Genomic DNA, 23,389 nt, shown 5'->3' on the forward strand with positions numbered 1-23,389 from the left:
GACTCTCACCTACACCTTCTCGTTCACGGGCTTGCCAAGCAAGCCGGCCGGACGGATGAGGAGCATGATGATGAGCACCGCGAACACCACTGCGTCGGCGAGCTGCGTGGAGATGTAGGCACGCGCGAGAATCTCGATGATACCCAAGAGGATGCCGCCGAGCGCCGCACCCGGGATGGAGCCGATGCCGCCGAGCACCGCCGCCGTGAAGGCCTTGATGCCGGGCATGGATCCCGTGGTGGGCATGAGCGTGGGGTACGCCGCGCACATGAGCACGCCCGCGATGGCCGCGAGACCGGAGCCGATGGCAAACACCATAGAGATCGTCGAGTTCACGTTGATGCCCATGAGCTGCGCCGCGTCGCGGTCCTCGGAGCAGGCGCGCATGGCCTTGCCCATCTTCGTCTTGCTCGTGAAGAACGTGAGGGCAACCATGATGGCGACGCACGCCAAGATGGTGATGACTGCCGTCGCGCTGATGGTAAGACGCCCGTCGAAGAGCTGGAGCGCCGGCAGGCTCAGGATGCCCGAGAAGCTCTTGGGGTCGGAGCCCATGATGAGCAGCGCCGCATTCTGAAGGAAGTAGCTCACGCCGATGGCCGTGATGAGGACGTTTAGCGACGGGGCGTTGCGCAGCGGCTTATAGGCGAGGCGCTCCACCACGATGCCGAGCACCGTGCACCCCACCACCGAGAGCGCGATGCCTGCGAGCACAGGCAGTCCCAGATAGCTCACGCTGCAGAAGCAGATGTACGCGCCGACCATGATGACGTCGCCGTGCGCGAAGTTGAGCATCTTGGCGATGCCGTACACCATGGTGTAGCCGAGTGCGATGATGGCGTACACACTGCCCAGGCTCATGCCGTTGATGACGTTCGCGAGGAATTCCATGCCCCCCTCCTTTCATATGAAGCGGAGGCCGCCCACGAACAGGCAGCCTCCATACGTGTAGCGTCGTGTAAAAACACCCCAGGGGTTATTTTACATGCAGCCACCCTGAATCATAAGTCCGCCGATACAAGCATGTAAAATAACCCCTGGGGTGTTTTTACACGATCCCTGGGGTCATTTTACACGCTACAACCCGCGAGCCCTTACGCGTCGAGCGGCATGTACACGCCGTCCTGGATGACCATGCCCATGGGCATCTTCGAGATCTCACCGGTATCGGACCAGGTCGCTGCCTCGCCAGCCGTGGTGAGACCGGTGTAGGAGAAGTCGTCGGCCACGATGGCTTCCTTGAGGGCGTCACTGATGGACTGCGCGTCCATGTCGGGCGTCACGCCAGCGGCCTCGATGGCCTGCTTGAGCACGTAGATGCAGTCGTAGGCATCGGCGGCGAACTGGTTCGGGGTCTCGCCCTTGCCGTAATCGTCGCTCTGGTACTTCTCGACGAAGGACTTCGTGGCCTCGTCCTCGGCGGTCGCGACGAACGGGGTGAGGAGCATGCAGCCCTCGGCAAGGGAAGTGTCGAAGCCCTCTACCGTGAGCAGGCCGTCCATGCCGTCGACGCCGAACCACTTGGGCGCGTAACCCATCTGATCTGCCTGCGTGAGGATGAGCGAGATGGGCGTGTAGTAGATGGGCAGGAACACGAGGTCGGCGCCGGCGTTCTTGGCGTCGTTGAGCTGCACGGAGAAGTCGGTCTGGGAATCCTCGGTGAACGTGGACTCAGAGACGATCTCGAGGTTGAGCTCCTCGGCCTTGTTCACGAACGTGTCATGGATGCCCATGGAGTAGGTGTCGTCGTTTTTGTAGATGATGGCGATCTTGGTGCCGAGCCCCTGCTCGGAGATGTACTGCGCGGAAGCGGCGCCCTGGTTGGGGTCGGAGAAGCACATCTGGAAGACGTTGTCCTTGCGCGGCGTGGAGATGTTGCCATCCGCGTCGGGCTGGCCGCCGATGCAGTCCGTCGAGGAGCCGGACGGGGTGAGCGTGAAGATGTTGTCCGCGTTGGACTCGGCGGTCACGGCGACGCACGGCGTGGAGGTCACGGTGCCCATGAGGATCTGCATGCCCCAGTCCTTGAGGTTGTTATACGCGTTCACGGACTTCTCGGCGTCGTTCTCATCGTCCTGGAAGTTCATCTCGAACTGGACGTCGCCGCCCGCCTCTGCGATCTCGTCGATGGCGATCTGTGCGCCGTTCTTGACCGCGTTGCCATAGATGGCAGCGCCGCCCGTGAGGGGTCCGATGCCGCCGACCTTGAACGTACCGCCAGCGGACGCGGCGGAACCGGTGCCGCCCGTCTCGCCCTCACCGGAGCAGCCGGCGAGCACGCCCACGAGGCCAAGGCCCGCGGTACCCGCGACGAACGTGCGACGATTAACGGAAAGGTTTTGCATAGCAGTGCGACTCGACATGCAAACGCTCCCTTCATTCGGCAGCGGCGACGTACCGCTGCAGCCCCCACAAACGCCCAATACCCCGCGTGCGGCCACGCAGGAAGGACGCAAATTCCCATACCTTTCAACAGGTAGTTCGTGCTAGATTACTCTCTTTTCGCAAGAAACGTAAGGGTTCTGGGGGCAGCCGGACTCCCCAGGAGGCGCGAAAAGCGTGCAAAGCGGCTCGCGCATAAACGCTACCTGCGGGTTCTTCGGCCTCCACACCTGTGCGGAGCATGTTACATCTCTGTTTCGCCCCTCATGCGCCAAACACGCCGGAATTGCAGGCAGATATGGTCGTAGATGCCCGCGCGCAACCAACATGGTGGAAACCGGCCGGGCTGGATCTCATCATTCGAAGGACGAGGAGCTGCATATGCCCGAAACTACGCGCACCGTGAACGTGGGACTCATCGGACTCGGAACCGTGGGCGGCGGTACCGCGCTCACCATCGCGCGCAATCGCGACGAGTACCTGCGTGCCTTCGGCGTCGACCTGCGCGTCGCGAAGACATGCGCGCTCGAGCCGGAGCGGGCGGCGGAACTCGGCATCGCGCCGGAGGCGTTCACCACCGACTGGCACGACGTGGTAGCGGATCCCGCGGTGGATATCGTGGTCGAGCTCATCGGCGGCGAGCATCCCGCGACAGAGATCTTCGAGGCCGCGTTCGAGGCCGGCAAGCACGTCGTGACCGCGAACAAGGCGCTGCTCGGCCGAAACATGGAACGGCTGTGCGGCCTTGCGCGCGAGGCGGGCGTCCAGCTGCGCTGCGAGGCGTCTGCGGGCGGCGGAATCCCCATCGTGGCGACACTCGAGCGCTCGCTCGTGGGCAACCGCATGCTCACCATCGCCGGCATCTTGAACGGGACCACAAACTACATCCTCTCGCGCATGACGGTTGAAGGGTCGAGTTTCGCCGATGTACTCGCCGACGCGCAGCGTCTGGGCTACGCCGAGGCAGATCCTTCTGCCGACGTCGACGGCTTCGATGCCGCAAGCAAGGTCGCGATCCTCTCGTCCATCGCCTTCCACACGCGCGTGACCACGGACGACGTGTACATGCAGGGCATCCGCGACATCTCACCCGTCGATATCGACGAGGCGCGCAAGATGGGCTGCGTCATCAAGCTGCTCGGTATCGCGCGCATGACCGACGCGGGGATCGACGCGCGCGTGCACCCCACCATGATTCCCGAGCGCCATATGCTCGCTAGCGTGAACGGCGCTATGAACGCGGTCTTCGCCGTGGGCGACTCCGTGGGCGAGACGATGTTCTACGGCGCGGGCGCGGGCTCCTTCCCCACCGCGAGCGCCGTGGTGGGCGATATCCTCGAGCTTGCGCGCGCCATCTCGCGCGGCGAGGCACCCGAGGCGGAAGCCGAGCCCTACGAGCGCCGATTCGAGATCCGCTCGATCGAGGATCTTCGCTGCCGTTACTACCTGCGCCTTACCACCACGCACACCAACGACGCCCTCCCCGCCGTCGCCGACACCCTCGAGGCGTTCAAGATCGGCGTCGCCGAGGCACGGCAGGTCGTCCAGGACGACGGCCGCTGCATCGTCGTGCTCACCGAGGAGGCGCGCGAGGGCGACATCCAAGCCGCCTGCGCCGAACTCGCGAAGCTGCCGACGATCGAGCGCGTGGCGAGTCTCATCCGCATCGAGGACACCGCCGCCTGGGCAGAAGGCGCCGAGGCGAACGAGTAAGCATAGCGCGTCAGCAAGTTTGCGTGCGAGCGGGCATCTGGCTCCCAGCCGGATGTCCGCTCGCTGCCGTGTATTCCAGCAGCTTCTGTGTATTATTCAGCGAAAGCGTCACAAAATGTGAGAAGCGTAGGATAGTATACGTTGACCGTTTCTGCGCATCCGGAAACCTCGCTGAAAGGGAACGCGCATGCTCATAAAAGGCGATGCATCGGAAGCGTCTTCGTTCCGCTCCGTCGAGATCAAACTCAGCCCCGTGGCTGAGATGGTTTCGAGTCTCCATGTGCTTGCAAGCCCCGATATCCATCCCACATGGAAGGGCTGGTCGACCAGTATCCTTTCCTCGATGGACGCTGCATCGCGAGAGGAATTCGACTTCCTCTCCAATATCACCATGCAGTGGAATCTCCTCATGGACTATGTTTGCTACATCGAGCGACACAACATCGACAGCGCCGAGCGCTTCATAGCGAGCATCGAGACCATCGACCGCGTGGACTTCATGTACGGTATCTTCTCGGGACTGCTTCCTCGTCAAACCGTCAAAGAGGCGCTCGAGGGAAATCTCGAGACACTCGATACCGACTCACCGATTTTTCGGCATTATGTTTCCGTCGAGAGGGCGCGCTGGCTCATCGAACATGAAAAAGACGTGCGCACGCGCATCTCGACCTTCCTCAAGGTGTACTGGGAGCAGGTGTTCTCTCGACTCTGGCAGGACATCGGTGTCCGAGAGCTCGATTGCCTTGCAGACGAACGTCGCCTGCTCGGGCAGATTGGTGCAGAAAGCTATATCAGAAACTGCCATCCCCAGATCGTTATCGAGCAGGGTGCCATACGATTCGAAAAGCAAGTCGAACTTTCCTACCGCCGCACGGACATTGAAAACGTGGTAGTGATCATCTCGGCATTCATCGCCCCGGACCTTATGGTCAACTGCGTTGAAGGCTGTCTTACCATCTACAAGGGCATATCGCTCCCCTTGCGTTCCAGCGTTGAAGTGTCGGAAGAGATCGCACTGTTCCTCAAGGCCATCGGAAGCCCCATGAAGCTCAGGATCCTCATTGAACTCCAGGCTTCTCCCAAAACCACTAAGGAGCTCGCCGAGACGCTGCGCGTAGCGCCGAGCTCGATCTCGGCACACCTACATCAGATGCGTGAGGCCGAGCTCGTTTATCCCCAACGCGTGCAAAACGCTGTCTACTACCGTTTTCTCAACGAGAACTACCAGGCGAACCTCGCATATCTCGCACGAATCTTCGAGCCGGAACCGAGTGAACGGTAGGCGGTGAACCACACCTCTTCGAGCTGCCCGTTCTCCCATCCGCTCTTTGCTCAAAGCCGGGGGCACACCCCTAAAAGCGTGCCCCCGGCTTTTATCCGTCACGTTGTTTCGGTGTCATGCCACCGTAAATGCGCAGACGCCTCTCAAATGAGGCTCACACCGCACGCTTAGGCTAGACCCACTCACCGAAGTGCGTCCCAGCCACCTTATCGACAGTCTCGGTAGTAAGCGCCTCGACCTGAGCGGTGTAGTAGGCTGCGAGCGCCTCGTTGGCAGGGCGCTTGCGCGGGATCAGGAACGCGGCGAGCAGACCCTTCTGGGTGTGGAAGCGGTTGGCCGCCTGCTCCATGAGCAGCGAATGCGGGCCGTCCCAGACCTCATTCGAGATCTCATAGCCGCGGTTGCCCGGCAGCGGATGCATGACCTTGACCCACTCGGGCGCGGCATCGATGAGCTCCTGGTTGATGGAGTACTTGGGGAAGAACTCCTCGATCTTCTGGGGCTTGAGGTCGTCGGAGCCGTGGTACCACCAGGCATCGGTGAACAGGAAGTCCACCTGGTCGATGTACTCGTACGGATCGTCGGTCTCGATGAACTGGCCGCCGGACTTCTCGTAGTTCGCCTTGCACGCCGCCACGTCCTCGGGCAGCATCTTGGCGCGCTCGGGCGCGCAGGAGATGAAGGTGATGCCCATGATGGAGAAGAGGAGCGCCACGGAGCGGCACACGCCGCCCAGGTGGTAGTTCTCCTTGGAAGTGTCGGCGGAGTTGTCGCCCACCCACATGACCTTCACGTCCTCGAGCTTCTTGCCGGCGGGCTTGTTCTCCATGACGGTGAAGAGGTCGCAGAGCGCCTGCGTGGGATGCATGTGCACCGAGGACATGCCGTTGAAGACCGGCACGGTCGCCCACTTGGCGAGGTCGACGATCGCGTCATGGTTCTCGTTGCGGCACTCGATCGCGTCGCACATGCCCGAGATCACGAGCGCGGTGTCCTTCATGGTCTCGCGACCCTCGCCCACATGCATGGTCTTGGTCTCGAGATAGAGCGCGTCGCCGCCGAGCTTGTCCATGGCGGACTCGAACGACACGCGGGTGCGGGTGCTCGGCTGGTCGAACATGAGGGCGATCGTCATGCCCTTGAGCAGCGGCACCTGGATGCCCTTCTGGTCGGCCTCCTTGAGCACGCGGATCACCTCGAGAAGCTCGAGGTACTCCTCCTTGGTGAAATCCTGAACGTCGATGAAGTCCTTCTTCTTGATCATTGCCATTCCTTTCTTGGGGCTAGGCGAGCCGGCGCGGAAGGTCGCCCCGCGCCGGCGCGGAACCGGGCGATGCAGAGGGGCGCGGCCTACAGGTCCTCGCGGACGAGCGGCATGCTCATGCAGCGCGGGCCGCCGCGCGCCCGGCAGAGCTCGCCGGAGGGAACCTCGAGCACCTTGATGTCGTGCGCGCGAAGCACCTCGTTGGTGCGGTAATTGCGGTCGTAGGTGCACACCACGCCCGGCGCCACGGCGAGCGTGTTGGAACCGTCGGACCACTGCTCGTAGTCGGCCCAATAGGGATGCCCGCCGGCACAGGGGATGAGATCCACGGCAGGCAGGTGCAGCAGGCGCTTGAGCGCCTCATCCAGCTCCTCCTCCGTGCACGCCGCGTGGAGCTCGCCGTCGGCGCCGAGGGTGAGCTCGTAGAGCTTGAGGCCGCCCATGATGCCGGGATAGTAGGTGAACTTGTCCACGTCGACCGCGGTGAAGACGGTGTCCAGGTGCATGTAGGCACGACCCTTGGGGATCTCGAACACCACGACCTTCTTGAAGCTGTCGCCGCTCGCGAGCACGTTCTTGGCGAACTCCTCGATGGCCGCCGCGTGCGTGCGGCAGCTATGGCCGATCGCGATGACCTCGGGCGAGAGGATGGCGATGTCGCCGCCCTCGATGGTCTCGCCGTGCGGGTCGTTCGTGTGCACGAGCTGCGCGCCGCCGGCGAAGGACGGCACGTTCTCGAAGACGTGCTTCCACACGACCGTCTCAAGGTTGCGGGTGTTCTGGACGAAGCGGTTGATCGTGAAGTTCGATCCCACCGAGCAGCCGGGGTCGCGGCACATGATGAAGTTCGCCGAGGTATGCATCGCATAGGGATCCTCGGGCGTCTCGTCGGGGAGCACGTCGGCGAGCGACGCGGGCTTCGCCGTGCCCTCGAGGTCGGCCTTCTCGATGCCCGCCATGACGGCGCGGGCGAAGTCGTGCGCGCTCATGGGCATGAGGTACGCGGCGATCTGCTCGCGCAGGGCGGGATCGTAGATGAAGTCCTCGTCCATGTACTCGTCGAGGAACCGGCGGCGATCCTCCTCGTCGCCGAGCGACTGCTCGAACAAGTCCTCGAGGTAGACCACCTCGGCGCCGATGCTCTTCAGGTGCCCGGCGAAGACGTCGTGGTCCTTGCAGGCTTTCTCGGCCCACACCACGTCGTCGACGAGCTGGAACTCGCGGGAGTCCGGCCGCACGGCGTCGAAGTACCCTTCGGGGCGCGAGATCAAGATCTTCTTGACCGGGCCAACCTCTGAGTACACGTGGATGTTGCTCATAAAAACTCCTTCCTTACGTGCGTTGTTAACGAAACGATGCGATGCACGGCGACATGCGTGCCGGTATCCGCTGGACGTCACAACGGGATAGCCTGTTCCGACATGTCGGGAGGTGCCTGAATCGGTTCGAGCGGACGATGGCGGCCGCCCGGGTCTGAACACACGCGGGCTGGGACGCCGTCGGGAGGGAGGTCGGCCCGCAGCCGGCTTGAAATCGCAGCCGAATCGGGCACGCCTCCGCGCGGCGCCCGGGCACCCGCGGTGGAGAGGATCTCAGCGTCACATGCCCATCACGTACATGACGAGGCCAACGACCGCGGCGACGGCGACGGCGGCGACGGCGAGCTTCTCGCGACCGTTGAAGGCGGCCTCCATGCCCTCGTCCTTGCGCGCCTTGTAGTAGAAGAAGAATCCCACCACGTAGAGCACGCCGCAGAGGAGGATATAGGAGATGCCGCTGACGAACATCGCGTAGAAGAAGTACACGCAGCCGATGACGCCGATCACGAGGTTCTTCACGCGCCCCGGGTCGTCCGGATGCTGGATCCCGCGCTTCACCTGATAGATCGTGATGAACACCCAGGTGATGAGGATCGCCGACGCGCTCAGGCTGTAGCCGAAGTTGTAGGCGTCCTCGGTGAAGTGCATGGAGATGAGCAGGAGGTTGCCCAGGAGCGTGGTGAGGAAGAGTGAGAACGTGGGCACGCCGCGGTCGTTCAGCTCACCGAACTTCTTGGGCAGCAGGCCATGGTCCGAGAGGATGAGCAGCGACTCGGTGGGTCCGAGCGTGTAGTTGATCCACGCGCCTAAGATCGAGATCACCATGGCAGCCGAGATGAGGTGCCCGCCGATGGGGCCGATGTAGAGCTCGAGCATGCGCGCGACCGAGGGCTCGCCGAGGGCGACGAACTCGTCGGCCGTCATGACGCCGTAAGGCAGGATCGAGATGATAAACATGAGGATCGTACCGCAGGCAAGACCCGTGATCGAGGCGCTCGCCGCGATGCTCTTGCTCTGGGCGCGGCGCGACATGAGTGCCGCGGTCTCGATGCCCATGAACACCCACACCAGCGACATGATGGAGTTCGTGACCTGGTCGAAGACGGACTGCGCGTCGAACCCGCCATGGGTGACGTTGCCCGCGAAGTTCGTCCAGAAGTCCGTGGTAAACACGCCGAAGTTGAAGCTCACGACCACCACGACGAAGAACAGGACGAGGGGGATGACCTTGATCACGGTAAGGATCGAGTTGATAATCATGGCGCTCTCGACGCCGCGGTTGATGAAGAAGAACAGCGCCCACATGACCACCGAGGCGACGATGATGGCGGGCCAGCTCGTGCCGGTATCGCCGAGCACGGGGAAGAAGGTCGACAGCGCAATCATCATCATGGTCGCGAACGCGATGTTGCCGATCCATCCGCTCATCCAGTAGCCCCAGGCGCTCATAAACTCCCCGAGCGGGCCGGCGGCCTTATTCGCGTAGACGTACAGGCCATCGCCCTCGGGCTCCTTGTTCAGAAGGTTCATGAGGGATAGCGTGAAGGTGAGCATGCCGATGAAGCAGACCGCCCACGCGATGATGACGGCACCAGGAGAAGCAACCAAGCCGAGCTGGTACGAAAGGTCGTAGACACCGGAGCCGATCATGCCGGCCAGAATCGAGGCGAACATGGGAAAGAAACCGAGCTTTTTTCGCTCCTCCATGCAAGCTCCTCTCTCTTGTCATTAGGTATATAGGTTATTAGCTAATTACCTAATCACACTTATAGGTGAATGCGTTTTGCCTGTCAATCATGATGCGCACGAGAACCGCGGCCGTTGTGAAATCGTCGGTGAGCGGAACTCCCGCCGCCTCGAAACGAAAATCCTCAGGGAGGGCGGTGCGGCACGGTCCTCGTGTAACAAAGGTACCTGTCCCCGTTGTCACGGATATTCCGGGCAGTAAGCCCCCTCCCACGCGGCGGCTTACTGCCCGCATTCGCATATTTTGGGAGATACGGCAGCACGCGATGGTCGTCATCCCCGCCCGCCCCTCGCTGCCGTATCATAGAGACGTTATGGCATCACACCCAGGGAAGGGACGGGCAGGATGGTCTCTCGCATCTACGTGGAGAAGAAACCGGGCTTCGACGTCGAGGCTCAGCAGCTCAAAGGAGAGCTCGCCGAGATCTTGGGCATACGCGGGCTCGAGGGCGTGCGCCTCGTGAACCGTTATGACGTCGAGGGCATCGACGAGGCGCTCTTTAACGCCTGCGTGCCCACGGTCTTCAGCGAGCCGCAGGTCGACGTCACCTATAACGAGCTGCCTGAGGCTCCCGGCGCCGCCGTGTTCGCCGTGGAGTTCCTGCCCGGCCAGTTCGACCAGCGCGCCGACTCCGCGAGCGAGTGCATCCAGCTCATCTCCCAGGGCGAGCGGCCGACCGTGCGCTCCGCCAAGGTCTACATCTTGAGCGGCGAGCTCGCCGACGCCGACATCGAGGCAATCAAGCGCTACGTGGTGAACCCCGTGGAGGCGCGTCTCGCCGCCCTCGAGAAGCCCGAGACGCTCGCCACCGAGATTCCCGATCCCGAGCCTGTCGAGGTGCTTGATGGCTTCCGCGAGCTCGACGAGGCCGGCCTCGCCGCGTTCATCGCCGAGCGCGGCCTTGCCATGGACCTCGCCGACATCACGTTCTGCCAGCAGTATTTCGAAGGCGAGGGCCGCGACCCCTCCATCACGGAGATCCGCGTGATCGACACGTACTGGTCCGACCACTGCCGCCACACGACGTTCGGCACCGTGCTCGACGACGTGCAGATCGACGACGCCGTGGTGCAGGAAGCCTTCGACCGCTACCTCGCGATGCGCCACGAGCTCGGCCGCGACGAGAAGCCCGTCACCCTCATGGACATGGGCACGCTCGGCGCGAAGTGGCTCAAGCACACGGGGCAGCTCACCGGTCTCGACGAATCTGAGGAGATCAACGCCTGCACCGTCAAGGTGAAGGTCGATGTCGACGGCGAGGACCAGGACTGGCTCTTCCTCTTCAAAAACGAGACCCACAACCACCCCACCGAGATCGAGCCCTTCGGCGGCGCGGCCACGTGCATCGGCGGTGCCATCCGCGACCCGCTCTCCGGCCGCAGCTACGTCTACCAGGCCATGCGCGTCACCGGCGCGGCTGATCCAACCGTGCCCGTCGCGGAGACGCTCGAGGGCAAGCTCCCGCAGCGCAAGCTCGTGACCACGGCCGCCGCCGGCTACTCCTCCTACGGCAACCAGATCGGCCTCGCCACCGGGCAGGTCTCCGAGCTCTACCACCCCGGCTACGTTGCCAAGCGCATGGAAGTCGGTGCCGTGGTGGGCGCGACCCCCGCGAGCCACGTGCGCCGCGAGGAGCCGCAGCCCGGCGACAAGATCATCCTCTTGGGCGGGCGTACCGGCCGCGACGGCATCGGCGGCGCCACCGGTTCGTCCAAGGCGCATAACGTCGAGTCCATCGAGAAAGACGGTGCCGAGGTGCAGAAGGGCAACGCCCCCATGGAGCGCAAGCTTCAGCGCCTCTTCCGCCGCGAGGACGCCTGTCGCCTCATCAAGCGCTGCAACGACTTTGGCGCGGGCGGCGTGAGCGTTGCCGTGGGCGAGCTTGCCGACGGCCTCTACATCGACCTCGACCAGGTCACGAAGAAGTACGAGGGTCTCGACGGCACCGAGCTTGCCATCTCCGAGTCCCAAGAGCGCATGGCCGTGGCCGTGGCCGAGGACGACGTCGACGAGTTCATGGCCTACGCCACGGAGGAGAACCTCGAGGCCAACGTCATCGCCGAGGTCACGCACGAGAAGCGCGTGCGCATGGCTTGGATGGGCGACGTCATCGTGGATCTCTCGCGCGAGTTCCTCGCCTCGAACGGCGCCCCGAAGCATCAGACAGTGCACGTGGAGGCACAGGGTATCGCACCCATCGACCCAGAAAGCGACCTCGCCGAGGCCGCCCTCGACGAATTCGGCAGCCTGGAGAACATCTTCGAGAGCACCGTGCCGCTCGTACCCGGCGCTGAGGAGGTCGACTCCTTCGCCGACGCGATGCACGCCCTCGTAACCGATCTTAATGTGGCTTCGAACAAGGGCCTCTCGGAGCGATTTGACTCCACGATCGGCGCGGCCACCGTGCTCATGCCGTTCGGCGGCAGCGAGCAGCTCACGCCCGCGCAGGCCATGGTGGCGAAGTTCCCGGTCGACGGCGAGACCACCACGGTCTCCGGCATGGCGTGGGGCTTCAATCCCTACATCATGGCGGCCGACCAGTACCGCGGCGCGTACCTTTCCGTGGTGGAGAGCATCGCGCGCCTCGTGGCGACCGGCTTCGAACATGAGCGCGCCTACCTGAGTTTCCAGGAGTATTTCGAGCGTCTGCGCGACGTCCCCGAGCGCTGGGGCAAGCCCGTCGCGGCGGTGCTCGGTGCCCTCATGGCGCAGGTCGACCTGGGCGCCGGCGCCATCGGCGGCAAGGACTCCATGAGCGGCTCGTTCGAGGACCTCGACGTGCCGCCCACGCTCGTCTCCTTCGCCGTCGCGACCGGTTCACTCGACCGCGTGGTCTCACCTGAGTTCAAGGGTGCGGGACACCGCGTCGCGCTCATCGAGCCCGCCTACTGCGACGACGACCTCGTGCCGGATGCCGAGTCGCTGCTTGCCGTCTTCGGCGCCGTTGAAGAGCTTGTGCGCGAGGGCAAGGCGCTTTCCATCTCCACGCCGGGCTTCGGCGGCATCGCCGAGGTGCTCTTCAAGGCATGCGTGGGCAATCGTCTGGGCTTCACCGTCTCCGATGAGTACTACGAGGCCGAGGCACGCGACCTGTTCGACCACGCCTACGGCTGCTTCATGGTGGAGCTTGCAGACGGCACCGAGCTGCCCGAGATCGAGGGTGCTCGCGTCGTAGAGCTCGGCCATACCACCGAAGCGTACGAGCTTTCTGCCTATGACGAAGCGCTCGATCTCGCCGAGCTGCAGGAGGCATGGGAGGCCGCCATCGAGGGCGTCTTCCCCTATCGCACACCTGCCGAGGAAGCCGCCAAGCTGCCGGCCATCGAAACGGTGAACTTTAGCTGCGCGGAGACCGGTCGCATCCAAACCGTGTATGCCGGCGAGAAGTTCGCGCGCCCGCGCGTGATCATCCCCGTGTTCCCCGGCAACAACTGCGAGTACGATAGCGCCCGCGCCTTCACCGCCGCCGGCGCCGTGGCCGATACCCTCGTCATCAACAACCTCACGCCCGAGGCGGTCGCCGAGAGCACGGCCGAGCTCGCCCGCCGCATCCGCGAGAGCCAGATCGTCATGATCCCCGGCGGCTTCTCCGGCGGCGACGAGCCCGACGGCTCCGCGAAGTTCATCACCGCGTTCTTCCGCGCGCCCGAGGTGACGGAGGCCGTGCGCGACCTCCTGCAGAACCGCGACGGCCTCATGCTGGGCATCTGCAACGGCTTCCAGGCGCTCGTGAAGCTGGGGCTCGTGCCGTATGGCGATATCGTGCCCGCGACGGCCGACGCGCCCACGCTCACGTTCAACACCATCGGCCGCCACCAGAGCCGCTTGGTGCGTACGCGCGTGGCGAGCGACCTTTCGCCCTGGCTCTCTGCCTGCGAAGTGGGCGATACCTACACCGTGGCCATCTCCCACGGCGAGGGTCGCTTCGTGGCGAACGACGAGGTGCTCGCGCAGCTTCGCGAGGGCGGTCAGATCGCGACGCAGTACGTGAACGAGGCCGGCGCGCCCAGCATGGACCTGTCCGTCAACCCGAATGGCTCCGTCCTCGCCATCGAGGGCATTACCTCACCGGACGGCCGCGTCTTCGGCAAGATGGGCCACGTGGAGCGCCGCGGCGACGGCCTGTACCAGAACGTGCCGGGCGAGAAGTTCATGCCCATCTTCGAGAGCGGCGTGAAGTACTTCGCATAGTCCTTGACGCTAACCGGGAGGGGCACCGCCGAGCAGGAGTTCCCACGCGAACGTCCTCGCCGCTTCGCGGCTGCGGAATGTTCGCTTAGGGAACACCGGCTCGGCGGTATCCCTCCTCGCGTTTTCTGCCTTGCTGCGGCAATGAGAGGATGCGGGGACACAGGGCTCGAGGCCCGGCTCGAACAAATTGCGCCAAATGAACGGTTTTGGCGGGGGGTAGCGAAGTATCTCTGAAACCCGTGAGGCTGCGACCTGCGAACTTTTTGCCGCTTCTTCCCTTGCTACTTAGCGAACCCCTATAAAACTGTTCACTTGGCGCGATCTGGGAATTCGGACTCGCCGTTTTCATTGTGATGACCCTGGAGAGTGGCCGAGCTTGTCGTTTCGTGCGAACCGGCTTCGCTTCTAGCAACTGGTAACATCTTCTTACCAGTTTTCCTGTTACCTGGTAACGTCACATTACCAGTTTCGTCAGTGAGGGACACAATGGCAGACCTTACGCACACCATCGACCGTCGCCGCGCGCGGGAGGCGTTCGATAGCTATGTGGCAGCATACGACGCAACGAACCCGCGCATCGCACTCAAGGTCGAGCACACGCTGCGCGTCGCGGAACTCTGCGAGCGCATCGCGCGCGAAGCGGGATTCACGCCGGCGGGCGTCGATCTTGCCTGGCTTTGCGGCCTTCTACATGATATCGGCCGCTTCGAGCAGCTGCAGCGCTGGGACACGTTTAGCGACGCCGCATCGACGAGACATGCGGCGCTCGGAGTCGAGGTGCTTTTCGGCAACGAGGGCGATACGGGCGTCGCCGATGATGACGGGAGCGCCGCGGGCACCATCGGCATCATCCACCGCTTCATCGACCCGAGCGACGAGCTCGAAGAGGTCATCCGCGCCGCGGTAGGCTTCCATAGCGACTACCGGCTGCCCGAAGACCTCAACGTTCGCACACACGCCATCTGCGATGTCGTCCGCGATGCAGACAAACTCGACATTCTGCGGGTTGCCAGCACAGACACCGTCGAGACCGTGCTCAACGCAACCGAAGACGAGCTTCTCGCGAGCGCCGTCTCCCCCGCCATCGAGGACGCGTTCTTCGAGCACCACACCGCGCACTACTCCGAACGCGTCACGCCGGTAGACTACCTCGTCAACCTTGCTTGCTTTGCCTTCGAGCTCGTCTATCCCACAAGCCTCGAAATCGCCGACGAGCAGGAGTACATCTATCGCGCCCTCGAGCGACCGTTCGGCATTACGCGCCCCTTCGAAAAAAAGGCGACCGCCCAGCTTATGAATCGCATGGACGGCCACCTTCGCGCTTGGGTTGATGAACGGCTCTGCTAGAAGCGAATAATCTTACGCCTCGCCCTTCTGGGCCTCGAGGCTTTCCGCCACGGCGTCCTCGGAACGAATGCCGTCTTCGGCACGCTCGAGCACGTCGAGGTACTTGTTGTACATGTTCTCCGTCGCAAGCTTGTGCGGCGACTTCTTGGAATAGGCCTTGACCTGCGCCGCCGTCTTCGACACGGCCTGGATGGTGCCGGCGCCCGCCACGCAGCCGCCCGGACACGCCATGCCCTCGAGCAGGTAGCCGTCGTACTTGCCCTTCACGGCATCCTTCATCATCTTGCGGCAGTTCTCCAAGCCCTGCGCGGCCGCCACCTTGACCTCCATGTCGGGATGGTCCTTATGGATGGCGTCGACCACGGCCTGCGCGACGCCGCCCGCCACGGCGAAACCGCGGCCAGACGCGCTCGCGACGTCGAAGTCCGAGGCGCCGTCGCCCTTGAGCTTCGTGTACTCGATGCCCTTGGCCTCCATCATGCCTGCCATCTCCTCGAACGTGAGCACGAAGTCGACCTCGCTCTTCACGCTCTTGCGCATGGCCTCGAGCTTCTTCGCGGCGCACGGCCCCACAAAGACGATCTTCGCCGTGGGATGCTGCTCGCGAATGAGGCGCGCGGTGAGCACCATGGGCGTGAGCGCCATCGAGATGCACCCGGCGTGCTCGGGGAACTCCTTCTTCGCCATGACCGACCACGCGGGGCAGCAGCTCGTGCCCATGAACGGAATCTTCTCGGGCACTTCCTCCAGGAAGTAGCCGGCCTCCTGAACCGCGCAAAGGTCCGCGCCGATGGCGACCTCCTCCACGCCCGCGAAGCCGAGCTTCTTGAACGCCTCGCGCAGCTTGTCAACGTTGCCGCGGCCGCCGAACTGCCCCACGAACGAGGGCGCCACCGCGGCGATGACCTCCTCGCCCGTACGGATGGCCTGGATGATCTGGAAGATCTGGCTCTTGTCCGCGATGGCGCCGAACGGGCAGCTCACGAGGCACTGGCCGCACGAGACGCACTTGTCGTAATCGATCACGGCGCGACCCTGCTCGTCGGAGCCGATCGCGTTCATGCCGCACGCCGCGGCGCACGGGCGCTGCCAATGCGCGATAGCGGTGTAGGGGCACGCCTGGCGGCAACGGCCGCACTTGATGCACTTCTCCTGGTCGATGTGGGCCTTGCCGTCGATGAACGAAATCGCGTCCCTGGGGCACACCTCCTTGCAGGGATGCGCGAGGCAGCCCTGGCAGAGGTTCGAGACCACGTACTTCTCTTCAGCGCACGCGTTGCACGCGAAGTTGATGATGTTGATGAGCGGGGGTTCGTAGTACGTCTCGGGCTTGGCCGCGAGCTCCGTGCCCTCGGAAATCTTCGCCGGACGATCGGCGCCCTGCATGGGCAGACCCATGGCGAGACGGATGCGCTCGCCCACGATGGCGCGCTCGAGGAAGACGCTTTCGCGGTACGTTGCGACATCGCCCGAGATGATCTCGTAGGGCAGGTCGTCGAACTCATCGTACACGCCGTCGGTGTCCTCGTACGCAATGCGAGCTACCTCGCGGAACACGGTGCGGCGGATCTTCGTCAGGCTCGTGTAGACGCCGCGCATCGCTTCTGCCATGTTTTCTCCCCTCAAAGGATCGGGCGCTCGCAACCGCGCGGCGCCCGTCTTGTTCCATGCCGTCTTAGTATAAAGGAGACGCAAACAAATGCGAGGGTACGTAAGAGTGTTTTTACTGTTCCGCCGCCCCTCTTCTCAACAATGCCCCGCCAAAGGGGACGGGGGTTATTGGCTGGTGCGGGTTCTGCCCTGCCAAAGGGGACGGGGGTTATTGGCGAGGATCCACCCCCCCCCGTCCCAAAAGGGACAGTCCCTTTTGGCAGTACTCCAACGCCCGCCCCAACATCCATGCAGCGAGCCGGCCGCGCCCGAAGGCAACGACCGGCTCGCCGGGAACGTATCGTCCGCCCGCGGGCGAACGGAGCACGCGATTCGTTACTTCGCGAGCCCGGATTCCTCAGCCGAAAGCGGCTTCTTGAGGAACGAGAGAATGAGCGCGGCAATCACGGAGCCCGCGATGAGCGCCACAAGGTACATCACCGGATTGCCGATGACGGCGATGACCCAAGCGCCGCCATGGGGCGCGGGGCTCGTGCAGCCGAAGAGCGCGGAGAGCGCGCCGGCGACGGCCGAACCGATGATGCAGCTGGGCAGCACGCGACCGGGATCGGCGGCGGCATAGGGAATCGCGCCCTCAGAGATGAACGAAAGACCCATGATGTAGTTCACGATGCCGGCCTTGCGATCCGCCTCGGTCCAGCGATTCTTGAAGAACGTGGTGGAAAGCGCAACGGCGATGGGAGGAACCATGCCGCCGACCATGACGGACGCCATGACGATCTGCGCGGAGGTGGTGCCAGCAGCGAGCATGCCGGTGCCGAACACGTAGGCCGCCTTGTTGAAGGGACCGCCCATGTCGACGGACATCATGCCGCCCACAACAGCGCCCAGGAGCACGAGGTTGCCCGTGCCGAGGCTATTCAGCGCACCGGTGAGCCAGGAGTTGATCGCCGCGAAGACGGGGTTCAGCGCGAGCATCACGAAGCCGATACCGAAGATCGCCACGAGCGGGTACAAGAGCACCGGTTTTATGCCCTCGAGCGAGCTGGGCAGATGGTCGCAGGCCTTCTCGAAGGCAAGCGTGAGGTAGCCCGCTGCGAAGCCGGCGAAGAGCGCTGCGATGAAGCCGCCCGAGATGAGGGCGCCCTGCGCCTCGGCGTCCATGGCCGTGGCGAGGTAGCCGAGCGTGAAGCCCTGTTTGGCGAGCCAGCCGCCCACCAGACCGGGCGCGAGGCCGGGACGGTCGGCGATCGACATGGCGATGAACGCGGCCAGGATGGGCAGCATGAAGTCGAACGCCGTGCCGCCCACGAGGTTGAAGAACGCGGCGAGCGGCGTGGAGCTACCATAGGCAGCCGTTCCCATGCCCTGGGTGTCCACCAGGAAGGCGATGGCCTTCAGGATACCGCCGCCCACGACGAACGGCAGCATGTGCGAGACACCATTCATGAGGTGCTTGTAGATCTGCGAGCCGATACCGTCGCCCGAGGCGGCCGCCGGAGCGGAAGACCCGCCCTTCGCGTGGCAGATGGGCGCCTCGCCGTCCACGATGATTTTGATGAGGCGCTCGGCATCGTTGATGCCGGCGGAAACGTTCGTGGAGTAGAGCGGCTTGCCGTCGAAGCGGCTGAGCTCGATACCCTTGTCCGCTGCGATGATGATGCCCTTGCACGCAGCGATCTCCTCCGCGGTGAGCGCGTTCTTCGTGCCCACGGAGCCCTGGGTCTCGACCTTGATGGTGTAGCCCATCTCGCCCGCCACCTTCTCGAGGTTCTCGGCGGCCATGTAGGTGTGCGCGATGCCCGTGGGACACGCGGTGATTGCAAGGATCTGCGGCAGGCCGCTGTCCTGCGCGGCTGCTGCGGGAGCGGCCTTTGCAGCTGCCTTGGCCTCTTGTTCGGCGTCGTAGGCAGCTTCCGCGGCATCGATCGCGGCAAGGAATTCGTCTACCGACGTCGCCGCGCGAAGCGCCGCCGAGAACTCGGGGTGCATGAGGAGCGCCGAGAGCTTGGCGAGCACCTCGAGGTGCACGTTCGCCTGCGTGTCGGGAGCGGCGATGAGGAAGATGAGGTCGGAGGGTTTGCCGTCGGGCGCCTTCCAGTCCACGCCGCCGGGCACGGTGATCGCCACGAGACCGGGCTCGCTCACAGCATCGGTTTTGGCATGCGGAATCGCCACGCCCTCGCCCACGGCGGTGGAGAACTCAGCTTCGCGTGCGAGCACGGCTTGCTTGTAGCGGTCGCGGTCTGCGACAGCCCCGATGCCGCACTGCAAATCGACGAGGACATCGATGGCCTCATCCTGCGACGCGGCGACTACGCCGAGCTTCACACCCTCCTTCTTCAGCAATCCGGTGATCTTCATGTCAATACTCCTTTCTCGGCAAAACGCCGCATGATGGATGAAACGACCTCGAAAGACGTCGTACGTTCTACATCGACTCTTGATCGAACGGGTTCAGAGCGCATCACAGCGATGGACGCGCCCAGCCACTATCCCCCGTCCCCAATGGCAGGCCGTCCCTAATGGCATCTCAGAGGGCGGCGAGGAGTGCCTCGACTTCGGCGCGCGTGGCGAGCTGCATGGAGAACGCGCTGGCGGAACCAGTGCACACGCCCATGCGGAACGCCTGCTCGTAGTCGCCGCCACTCTCGGTATAGCCCGCAACGAAGCCTGCGACCATCGAGTCGCCCGCTCCTACGGAGTTCACCACATGACCGCGCGGCGCCGGGCTCTCGTGCACCGAGCCGTCCTCGGCCACGAGCACCGCGCCCTCGCCCGCCATGGAGACAAGAACGTTGCGCGCCCCGCGCTCCTGCATCTTCCGCGCCCAGGGCACGACCTCTTCGCGAGTGCGGAGCTCCACGTCGAAGATCTCGCCGAGCTCGTGGTTGTTCGGCTTGATGAGGAAGGGGTGATACGGCAGCACGTTCACGAGCAGGTCGCGCGTGGCGTCGACGACGATAGACACGCCGCGACCCTCGAGCCTGGCCATGATGCGCTCATAGATGTCGCCGGGCAGCACACTCGGCACGCTGCCAGAGATGATGAGGGTGTCGCCGGCCGTGAGCTCGTCGAGCTTCGCGTAGAGCGCTTCGACATCCGCCGGCTGAATGGCGGGACCCATGCCATTGACCTCGGTCTCAACGCCGTCGGAGTTGATCTTCACGTTGATGCGGCTCATACCCTCGGCGACCTCGATGAAATCCGCCTCGACGCCCGTCTCGCGCAGGCGGCGCGCGATCTCCGCCCCCGTGAAGCCCGCAAGGAAGCCGAGCGCACGATTCTCGTGGCCGAGGTTCCTGAGCACGATGGACACGTTCACGCCCTTGCCGCCGGGCAGCATCTCCTCATGCGCGGTTCGGTTCACGAGCCCGAGCTTGAGACCGTTGACCTGGATGATGTAGTCGAGGCACGGGTTGAACGTTACGGTGTAAATCATGTGCTTCCTCCTTGGGAGACGGTGGGGTGTCGATGTCCTACTCGACGACGATGACATTCGAATAACCGTCGAGTTCGCTGGGTACGGCGTCGGTGATGACCACGGCGTCGTCGAACGCCGCGAAGGCGACGGGCGATACAGCGGAAAGCTTGCTCGAATCGCACAGCACGTACGGCTTGAGCGTATGCGCGAGCGCGGTCTCCTTCACCAGGGCTTCGCCCAGCTCAGGCGTCGTGAAGCCGGCATCAGGCGTCGCGCCGTTCGTGCCGAAGAACCCGATCGTGAAGCGGAAGCGGCGAAGCGTCTCCACCGTCTGCTCGCCCACGAGCGCGCCGGTAACGGTCTTGATCTCGCCCGCCGGCATGAGCACGCGGCAACCTTTTTCGAACAGGGCGTGCGCGATCTCCACGGAGTTCGTCACGTAGGTGGCTGAATGCTCAGTGATGGCGTCCGCCAGGCATCCCGTGGTGGAACCGGCGTCGATGTAGACGAAATCGCTGGGGCCGATAAGCGTCGCCGCAAAGCGCGCGATGCGCCGCTTCTCGGCAAGATAGAGCTCGTGGCGCTCACCCACCGCCTGGTCGACCGAGACCACCGTGCGCCGAGCCGCCGTCGCACCCGCAGAGGCGGCACCGCCGTGAACCTTCACGATGCGCCCTTCCTGCGCAAGGCGCGTGAGGTCGCGGCGAACGGTGGACTCCGATGCGTTCAGCAGCTCCATGAGCTCGGCGGAGGTGACGGTCCCCCGCTCGTCCACCACAGCGACGATCCTGTTGAGCCGTTCCTCTGCAAGCATGGCGCAACCCTCCCAACTTCTGCCGACGGCTCCAGATCTGCTCAACTTCGAATCTGTTCAGATTCCGTCACTAACGTTCAATTTCCTTCACGGGTAGAACAATATCATCAGAATCAGTCATTATCGGTCAGATTCGTTCATCTTCCGCCAACGGTAGGAATCACACCGTGAATGGTTCAAGCGAGCCCGGGACATCGTTTCAAACGTATGACGCGAAGTAACGCCCAAGTTCAGTCCCCACGTTGTCGTACAATGCTCCTACCTGCATAGAACGCCGCGCGAAAGGAGCAACCATGAGCCTGTGGAACATGCTGGACGAGCTGAGGGGCGCCACCTGGGTCGACCTCACCCATCCCCTCACGAACGAAAGCCCCTACTGGGCGGGCATCCCGGAGGGCTCCGTCGAGCTCTGCCGCACGGTCTTCGACTACGACGAAGAGATGCTCTCGCGCCGCATCCATACGTACAAGTTCCCGGGGCAGTTCGGAACGCACGTAGACTTCCCGAGCCACTTCACCCCGGGCGCCGTGGGCTCGGAGGCGTACGAGGTGGGCGACGGCAGCTGGACGGCCATGCCGCTTTGCGTGGTCGACCTTACCGGCAAGGTCGCCGCCGAAGGGCCGGACACCGCCGTGACCGTCGCGGATATCGAAGCGTGGGAGACCGAGCACGGCCGCATCCCCGAGGGCTCGTTCGTGGCGCTGCGCACGGATTGGTATACGCGCTGGCCAGATAACGACGCGCTCAACAACTTCGATGCCGAGGGCGGCGAGCACTGCCCCGGCTGGTCCATGGAGGCGCTGAAGTTCCTGTACGAGGAGCGTGGCATCCAGATGAACGGCCACGAGACGTTCGACACGGACGCGTCGTTCCTCGCCGCCGAGGCCGATGACCTTGCCTGCGAGCGCTATGTGCTCGATAACGGGCATCTGCAGGTCGAGGTCATGGCGAACCTCGACAAGGTTCCCGCCACGGGCGCCGTCGTGTTCGTGACCTGGCCGCACATCGAGGGCGCGACGGGCCTCCCCGCCCGTGTCGTCGCGGTCTTCTAGTGATAATCTGAGTCCAGGACGGAAATTCTCACGTGCGAGGAGGGGTAGTGGACGAAGAGAGCGTGCAGCAATCTGCTGGTAACGTGCGGCTTACGGCCTTGCGCGCCGCGTTCCCCTACACCCTGCCCATCCTCGCCGGCTTTCTCTTTCTGGGCATAACCTGTGGCATCTACGCCGCCTCGCTGGGACTTCCCTGGTGGGTTCCGACGCTCATGGCCTGCTGCATCTTCGCCGGGTCTGCGGAGTTCGTCGTCGCGTCGATGCTCACCGCCACGTTCAACCCGCTCCAGACCTTCATCATGGTGTTCGTCATAAACGCGCGCCACCTCTTCTACGGCATCTCGATGCTCGAGCGGTTCCGCAACATGGGACGCAAGCGCCCGTACCTCATCTTCGCCATGTGCGATGAAACGTTCTCGATCAACTTCTCCACCCGCGCGCCCGAAGGCGTCGACGAGGGATGGTTCATGACCTGGGTGAGCGTGCTCAACCAGTCATACTGGATACTCGGCTGCACGCTGGGAAGCATCTTCGGCAACGCCCTCGCTATGGAAGTGGAGGGTATCTCGTTCGCCATGACGGCACTCTTCGTGGTGATCTTCCTCGACCAGTGGCTCAAGGATGCGAGTCACGCCGGCGCGGTGATAGGGCTTGTCGCTTCCGCCGGGATGCTCGTTCTCTTCGGTGCGGACTCGTTCATTCTGCCCGCCATGGCGCTCATCTTGGTGGGCGTGCTCGCCGTGCGCCGCAAGGTGGAGCCGAAGTACGCCGCCGCAAGCGCGGAGGCCGCGGGCGCGGATGCGGGCACGGGCGGCACATCCGGGGACGCTGCGGAAATGGGCACCTCACCTGCAAGCGCGGTCGCTGCGCAGGGAGGTGACGCTGCGTAACCGGTATGCAAATGGTGCTCGTCATCCTCTCGGCGGCAGGGGCGACCGTGCTCACCCGTGCCCTCCCCTTCCTGGCCTTTCCCGCCGGACGCGAGACGCCTGCGGTCGTGCGCTACCTGGGACAGGCGCTCCCCGGCGCGGTATTCGCCCTGCTCGTCGTGTACTGCCTGAAAGACGTCGACGTACTCGCCGGCGCGCATGGTATACCCGAGACGATCGGCATCCTCATCGCCGGCGGCACGTATCTCTGGCGTCGCAGCATGCTCGTCTCGATTCTCTCGAGCACCATCGTCTACATGCTCCTCGTGAACCTCGTGTTCTAGCTCCCGCCAATGGGGACGGGGGTTGTTGTG

16 protein-coding genes are annotated in these 23,389 nt (G+C 63.8%); 7 read left to right on the forward strand and 9 right to left on the reverse strand.

The window, feature by feature from the left end:
- Window positions 1–9 precede the first annotated feature (9 nt).
- Window positions 10–891: a branched-chain amino acid ABC transporter permease gene (locus BN423_RS03940; RefSeq protein WP_019238964.1), complete on the reverse strand. Its 882-nt coding sequence runs from the start codon at window positions 889–891 to the stop codon at window positions 10–12.
- Between the two features lie 203 nt (window positions 892–1,094).
- Complete coding sequence (locus BN423_RS03945) at window positions 1,095–2,363, reverse strand: ABC transporter substrate-binding protein (RefSeq protein WP_232385491.1); 1,269 nt, start codon at window positions 2,361–2,363, stop codon at window positions 1,095–1,097.
- A gap of 400 nt (window positions 2,364–2,763) precedes the next feature.
- Between BN423_RS03945 and BN423_RS03950 the strand changes: the two genes are divergently transcribed.
- Together BN423_RS03950 and BN423_RS03955 are read left to right on the forward strand one after the other, a co-directional pair.
- Window positions 2,764–4,095, forward strand: a complete 1,332-nt coding sequence (locus BN423_RS03950; protein WP_019238966.1) for a homoserine dehydrogenase — start codon at window positions 2,764–2,766, stop codon at window positions 4,093–4,095.
- A 187-nt stretch (window positions 4,096–4,282) separates the two neighbouring features.
- On the forward strand, window positions 4,283–5,377 hold the full coding sequence (locus tag BN423_RS03955) for an ArsR/SmtB family transcription factor (protein ID WP_019238967.1): 1,095 nt from the start codon (window positions 4,283–4,285) through the stop codon (window positions 5,375–5,377).
- A 172-nt stretch (window positions 5,378–5,549) separates the two neighbouring features.
- Here BN423_RS03955 and BN423_RS03960 read toward each other — a convergent pair whose 3' ends face one another.
- The 3 genes from BN423_RS03960 to BN423_RS03970 all read right to left on the reverse strand — a co-directional run bounded on the left by BN423_RS03960 (window position 5,550) and on the right by BN423_RS03970 (window position 9,667).
- On the reverse strand, window positions 5,550–6,641 hold the full coding sequence (locus BN423_RS03960) for an ornithine carbamoyltransferase (RefSeq protein ID WP_019238968.1): 1,092 nt from the start codon (window positions 6,639–6,641) through the stop codon (window positions 5,550–5,552).
- Window positions 6,642–6,727: 86 nt separating this feature from the next.
- Window positions 6,728–7,960, reverse strand: coding sequence for an arginine deiminase (locus BN423_RS03965; protein ID WP_019238969.1), 1,233 nt, complete (start codon window positions 7,958–7,960; stop codon window positions 6,728–6,730).
- A 279-nt stretch (window positions 7,961–8,239) separates the two neighbouring features.
- A complete protein-coding gene (locus BN423_RS03970; RefSeq protein WP_019238970.1) occupies window positions 8,240–9,667 on the reverse strand; it encodes an amino acid permease in 1,428 nt (475 codons plus the stop codon).
- 385 nt (window positions 9,668–10,052) lie between these two features.
- On the opposite strand from BN423_RS03970, the gene BN423_RS03975 reads away from it, so the two are divergent.
- Together BN423_RS03975 and BN423_RS03980 are read left to right on the forward strand one after the other, a co-directional pair.
- Window positions 10,053–13,898 (forward strand): phosphoribosylformylglycinamidine synthase, encoded by a 3,846-nt coding sequence (locus BN423_RS03975; protein ID WP_019238971.1) that lies wholly within the window; start codon window positions 10,053–10,055, stop codon window positions 13,896–13,898.
- Window positions 13,899–14,384: 486 nt separating this feature from the next.
- Window positions 14,385–15,245, forward strand: a complete 861-nt coding sequence (locus tag BN423_RS03980; RefSeq protein ID WP_019238972.1) for an HD domain-containing protein — start codon at window positions 14,385–14,387, stop codon at window positions 15,243–15,245.
- Window positions 15,246–15,257: 12 nt separating this feature from the next.
- Here BN423_RS03980 and BN423_RS03985 read toward each other — a convergent pair whose 3' ends face one another.
- From BN423_RS03985 to BN423_RS04000, 4 genes are all read right to left on the reverse strand, one after another.
- A complete protein-coding gene (locus tag BN423_RS03985) occupies window positions 15,258–16,856 on the reverse strand; it encodes a 4Fe-4S dicluster domain-containing protein (protein WP_019238973.1) in 1,599 nt (532 codons plus the stop codon).
- A gap of 375 nt (window positions 16,857–17,231) precedes the next feature.
- Window positions 17,232–19,220, reverse strand: a complete 1,989-nt coding sequence (locus BN423_RS03990) for a PTS fructose transporter subunit IIABC (RefSeq protein WP_019238974.1) — start codon at window positions 19,218–19,220, stop codon at window positions 17,232–17,234.
- A 169-nt stretch (window positions 19,221–19,389) separates the two neighbouring features.
- The gene (gene pfkB / locus BN423_RS03995) at window positions 19,390–20,298 is read right to left on the reverse strand and encodes a 1-phosphofructokinase (protein WP_019238975.1); all 909 of its coding nucleotides are present in this window, start codon (window positions 20,296–20,298) and stop codon (window positions 19,390–19,392) included.
- Window positions 20,299–20,335: 37 nt separating this feature from the next.
- The gene (locus BN423_RS04000) at window positions 20,336–21,094 is read right to left on the reverse strand and encodes a DeoR/GlpR family DNA-binding transcription regulator (protein ID WP_019238976.1); all 759 of its coding nucleotides are present in this window, start codon (window positions 21,092–21,094) and stop codon (window positions 20,336–20,338) included.
- A 293-nt stretch (window positions 21,095–21,387) separates the two neighbouring features.
- On the opposite strand from BN423_RS04000, the gene BN423_RS04005 reads away from it, so the two are divergent.
- The 3 genes from BN423_RS04005 to BN423_RS04015 are packed head-to-tail and all read left to right on the forward strand — an operon-like array spanning window position 21,388 to window position 23,359.
- A complete protein-coding gene (locus BN423_RS04005; protein WP_019238977.1) occupies window positions 21,388–22,146 on the forward strand; it encodes a cyclase family protein in 759 nt (252 codons plus the stop codon).
- Between the two features lie 47 nt (window positions 22,147–22,193).
- On the forward strand, window positions 22,194–23,036 hold the full coding sequence (locus BN423_RS04010; protein ID WP_019238978.1) for an AzlC family ABC transporter permease: 843 nt from the start codon (window positions 22,194–22,196) through the stop codon (window positions 23,034–23,036).
- Between the two features lie 5 nt (window positions 23,037–23,041).
- The gene (locus BN423_RS04015) at window positions 23,042–23,359 is read left to right on the forward strand and encodes a branched-chain amino acid transporter permease (RefSeq protein ID WP_232385492.1); all 318 of its coding nucleotides are present in this window, start codon (window positions 23,042–23,044) and stop codon (window positions 23,357–23,359) included.
- Window positions 23,360–23,389: the final 30 nt, after the last annotated feature.

Origin of the sequence: Enorma timonensis (genome assembly GCF_000321165.1) — a bacterium.
Classification (GTDB): domain Bacteria; phylum Actinomycetota; class Coriobacteriia; order Coriobacteriales; family Coriobacteriaceae; genus Enorma.

Coding starts and splice junctions, on each gene's coding strand:
- BN423_RS03940 (WP_019238964.1), bottom strand. CDS start 891: ATGGAATTCCTCGCGAACGTCATCAACGGCATGAGCCTGGGCAGTGTG.
- BN423_RS03945 (WP_232385491.1), bottom strand. CDS start 2,363: ATGTCGAGTCGCACTGCTATGCAAAACCTTTCCGTTAATCGTCGCACG.
- BN423_RS03950 (WP_019238966.1), top strand. CDS start 2,764: ATGCCCGAAACTACGCGCACCGTGAACGTGGGACTCATCGGACTCGGA.
- BN423_RS03955 (WP_019238967.1), top strand. CDS start 4,283: ATGCTCATAAAAGGCGATGCATCGGAAGCGTCTTCGTTCCGCTCCGTC.
- BN423_RS03960 (WP_019238968.1), bottom strand. CDS start 6,641: ATGATCAAGAAGAAGGACTTCATCGACGTTCAGGATTTCACCAAGGAG.
- BN423_RS03965 (WP_019238969.1), bottom strand. CDS start 7,960: ATGAGCAACATCCACGTGTACTCAGAGGTTGGCCCGGTCAAGAAGATC.
- BN423_RS03970 (WP_019238970.1), bottom strand. CDS start 9,667: ATGGAGGAGCGAAAAAAGCTCGGTTTCTTTCCCATGTTCGCCTCGATT.
- BN423_RS03975 (WP_019238971.1), top strand. CDS start 10,053: ATGGTCTCTCGCATCTACGTGGAGAAGAAACCGGGCTTCGACGTCGAG.
- BN423_RS03980 (WP_019238972.1), top strand. CDS start 14,385: ATGGCAGACCTTACGCACACCATCGACCGTCGCCGCGCGCGGGAGGCG.
- BN423_RS03985 (WP_019238973.1), bottom strand. CDS start 16,856: ATGGCAGAAGCGATGCGCGGCGTCTACACGAGCCTGACGAAGATCCGC.
- BN423_RS03990 (WP_019238974.1), bottom strand. CDS start 19,220: ATGAAGATCACCGGATTGCTGAAGAAGGAGGGTGTGAAGCTCGGCGTA.
- pfkB (WP_019238975.1), bottom strand. CDS start 20,298: ATGATTTACACCGTAACGTTCAACCCGTGCCTCGACTACATCATCCAG.
- BN423_RS04000 (WP_019238976.1), bottom strand. CDS start 21,094: ATGCTTGCAGAGGAACGGCTCAACAGGATCGTCGCTGTGGTGGACGAG.
- BN423_RS04005 (WP_019238977.1), top strand. CDS start 21,388: ATGAGCCTGTGGAACATGCTGGACGAGCTGAGGGGCGCCACCTGGGTC.
- BN423_RS04015 (WP_232385492.1), top strand. CDS start 23,042: ATGCAAATGGTGCTCGTCATCCTCTCGGCGGCAGGGGCGACCGTGCTC.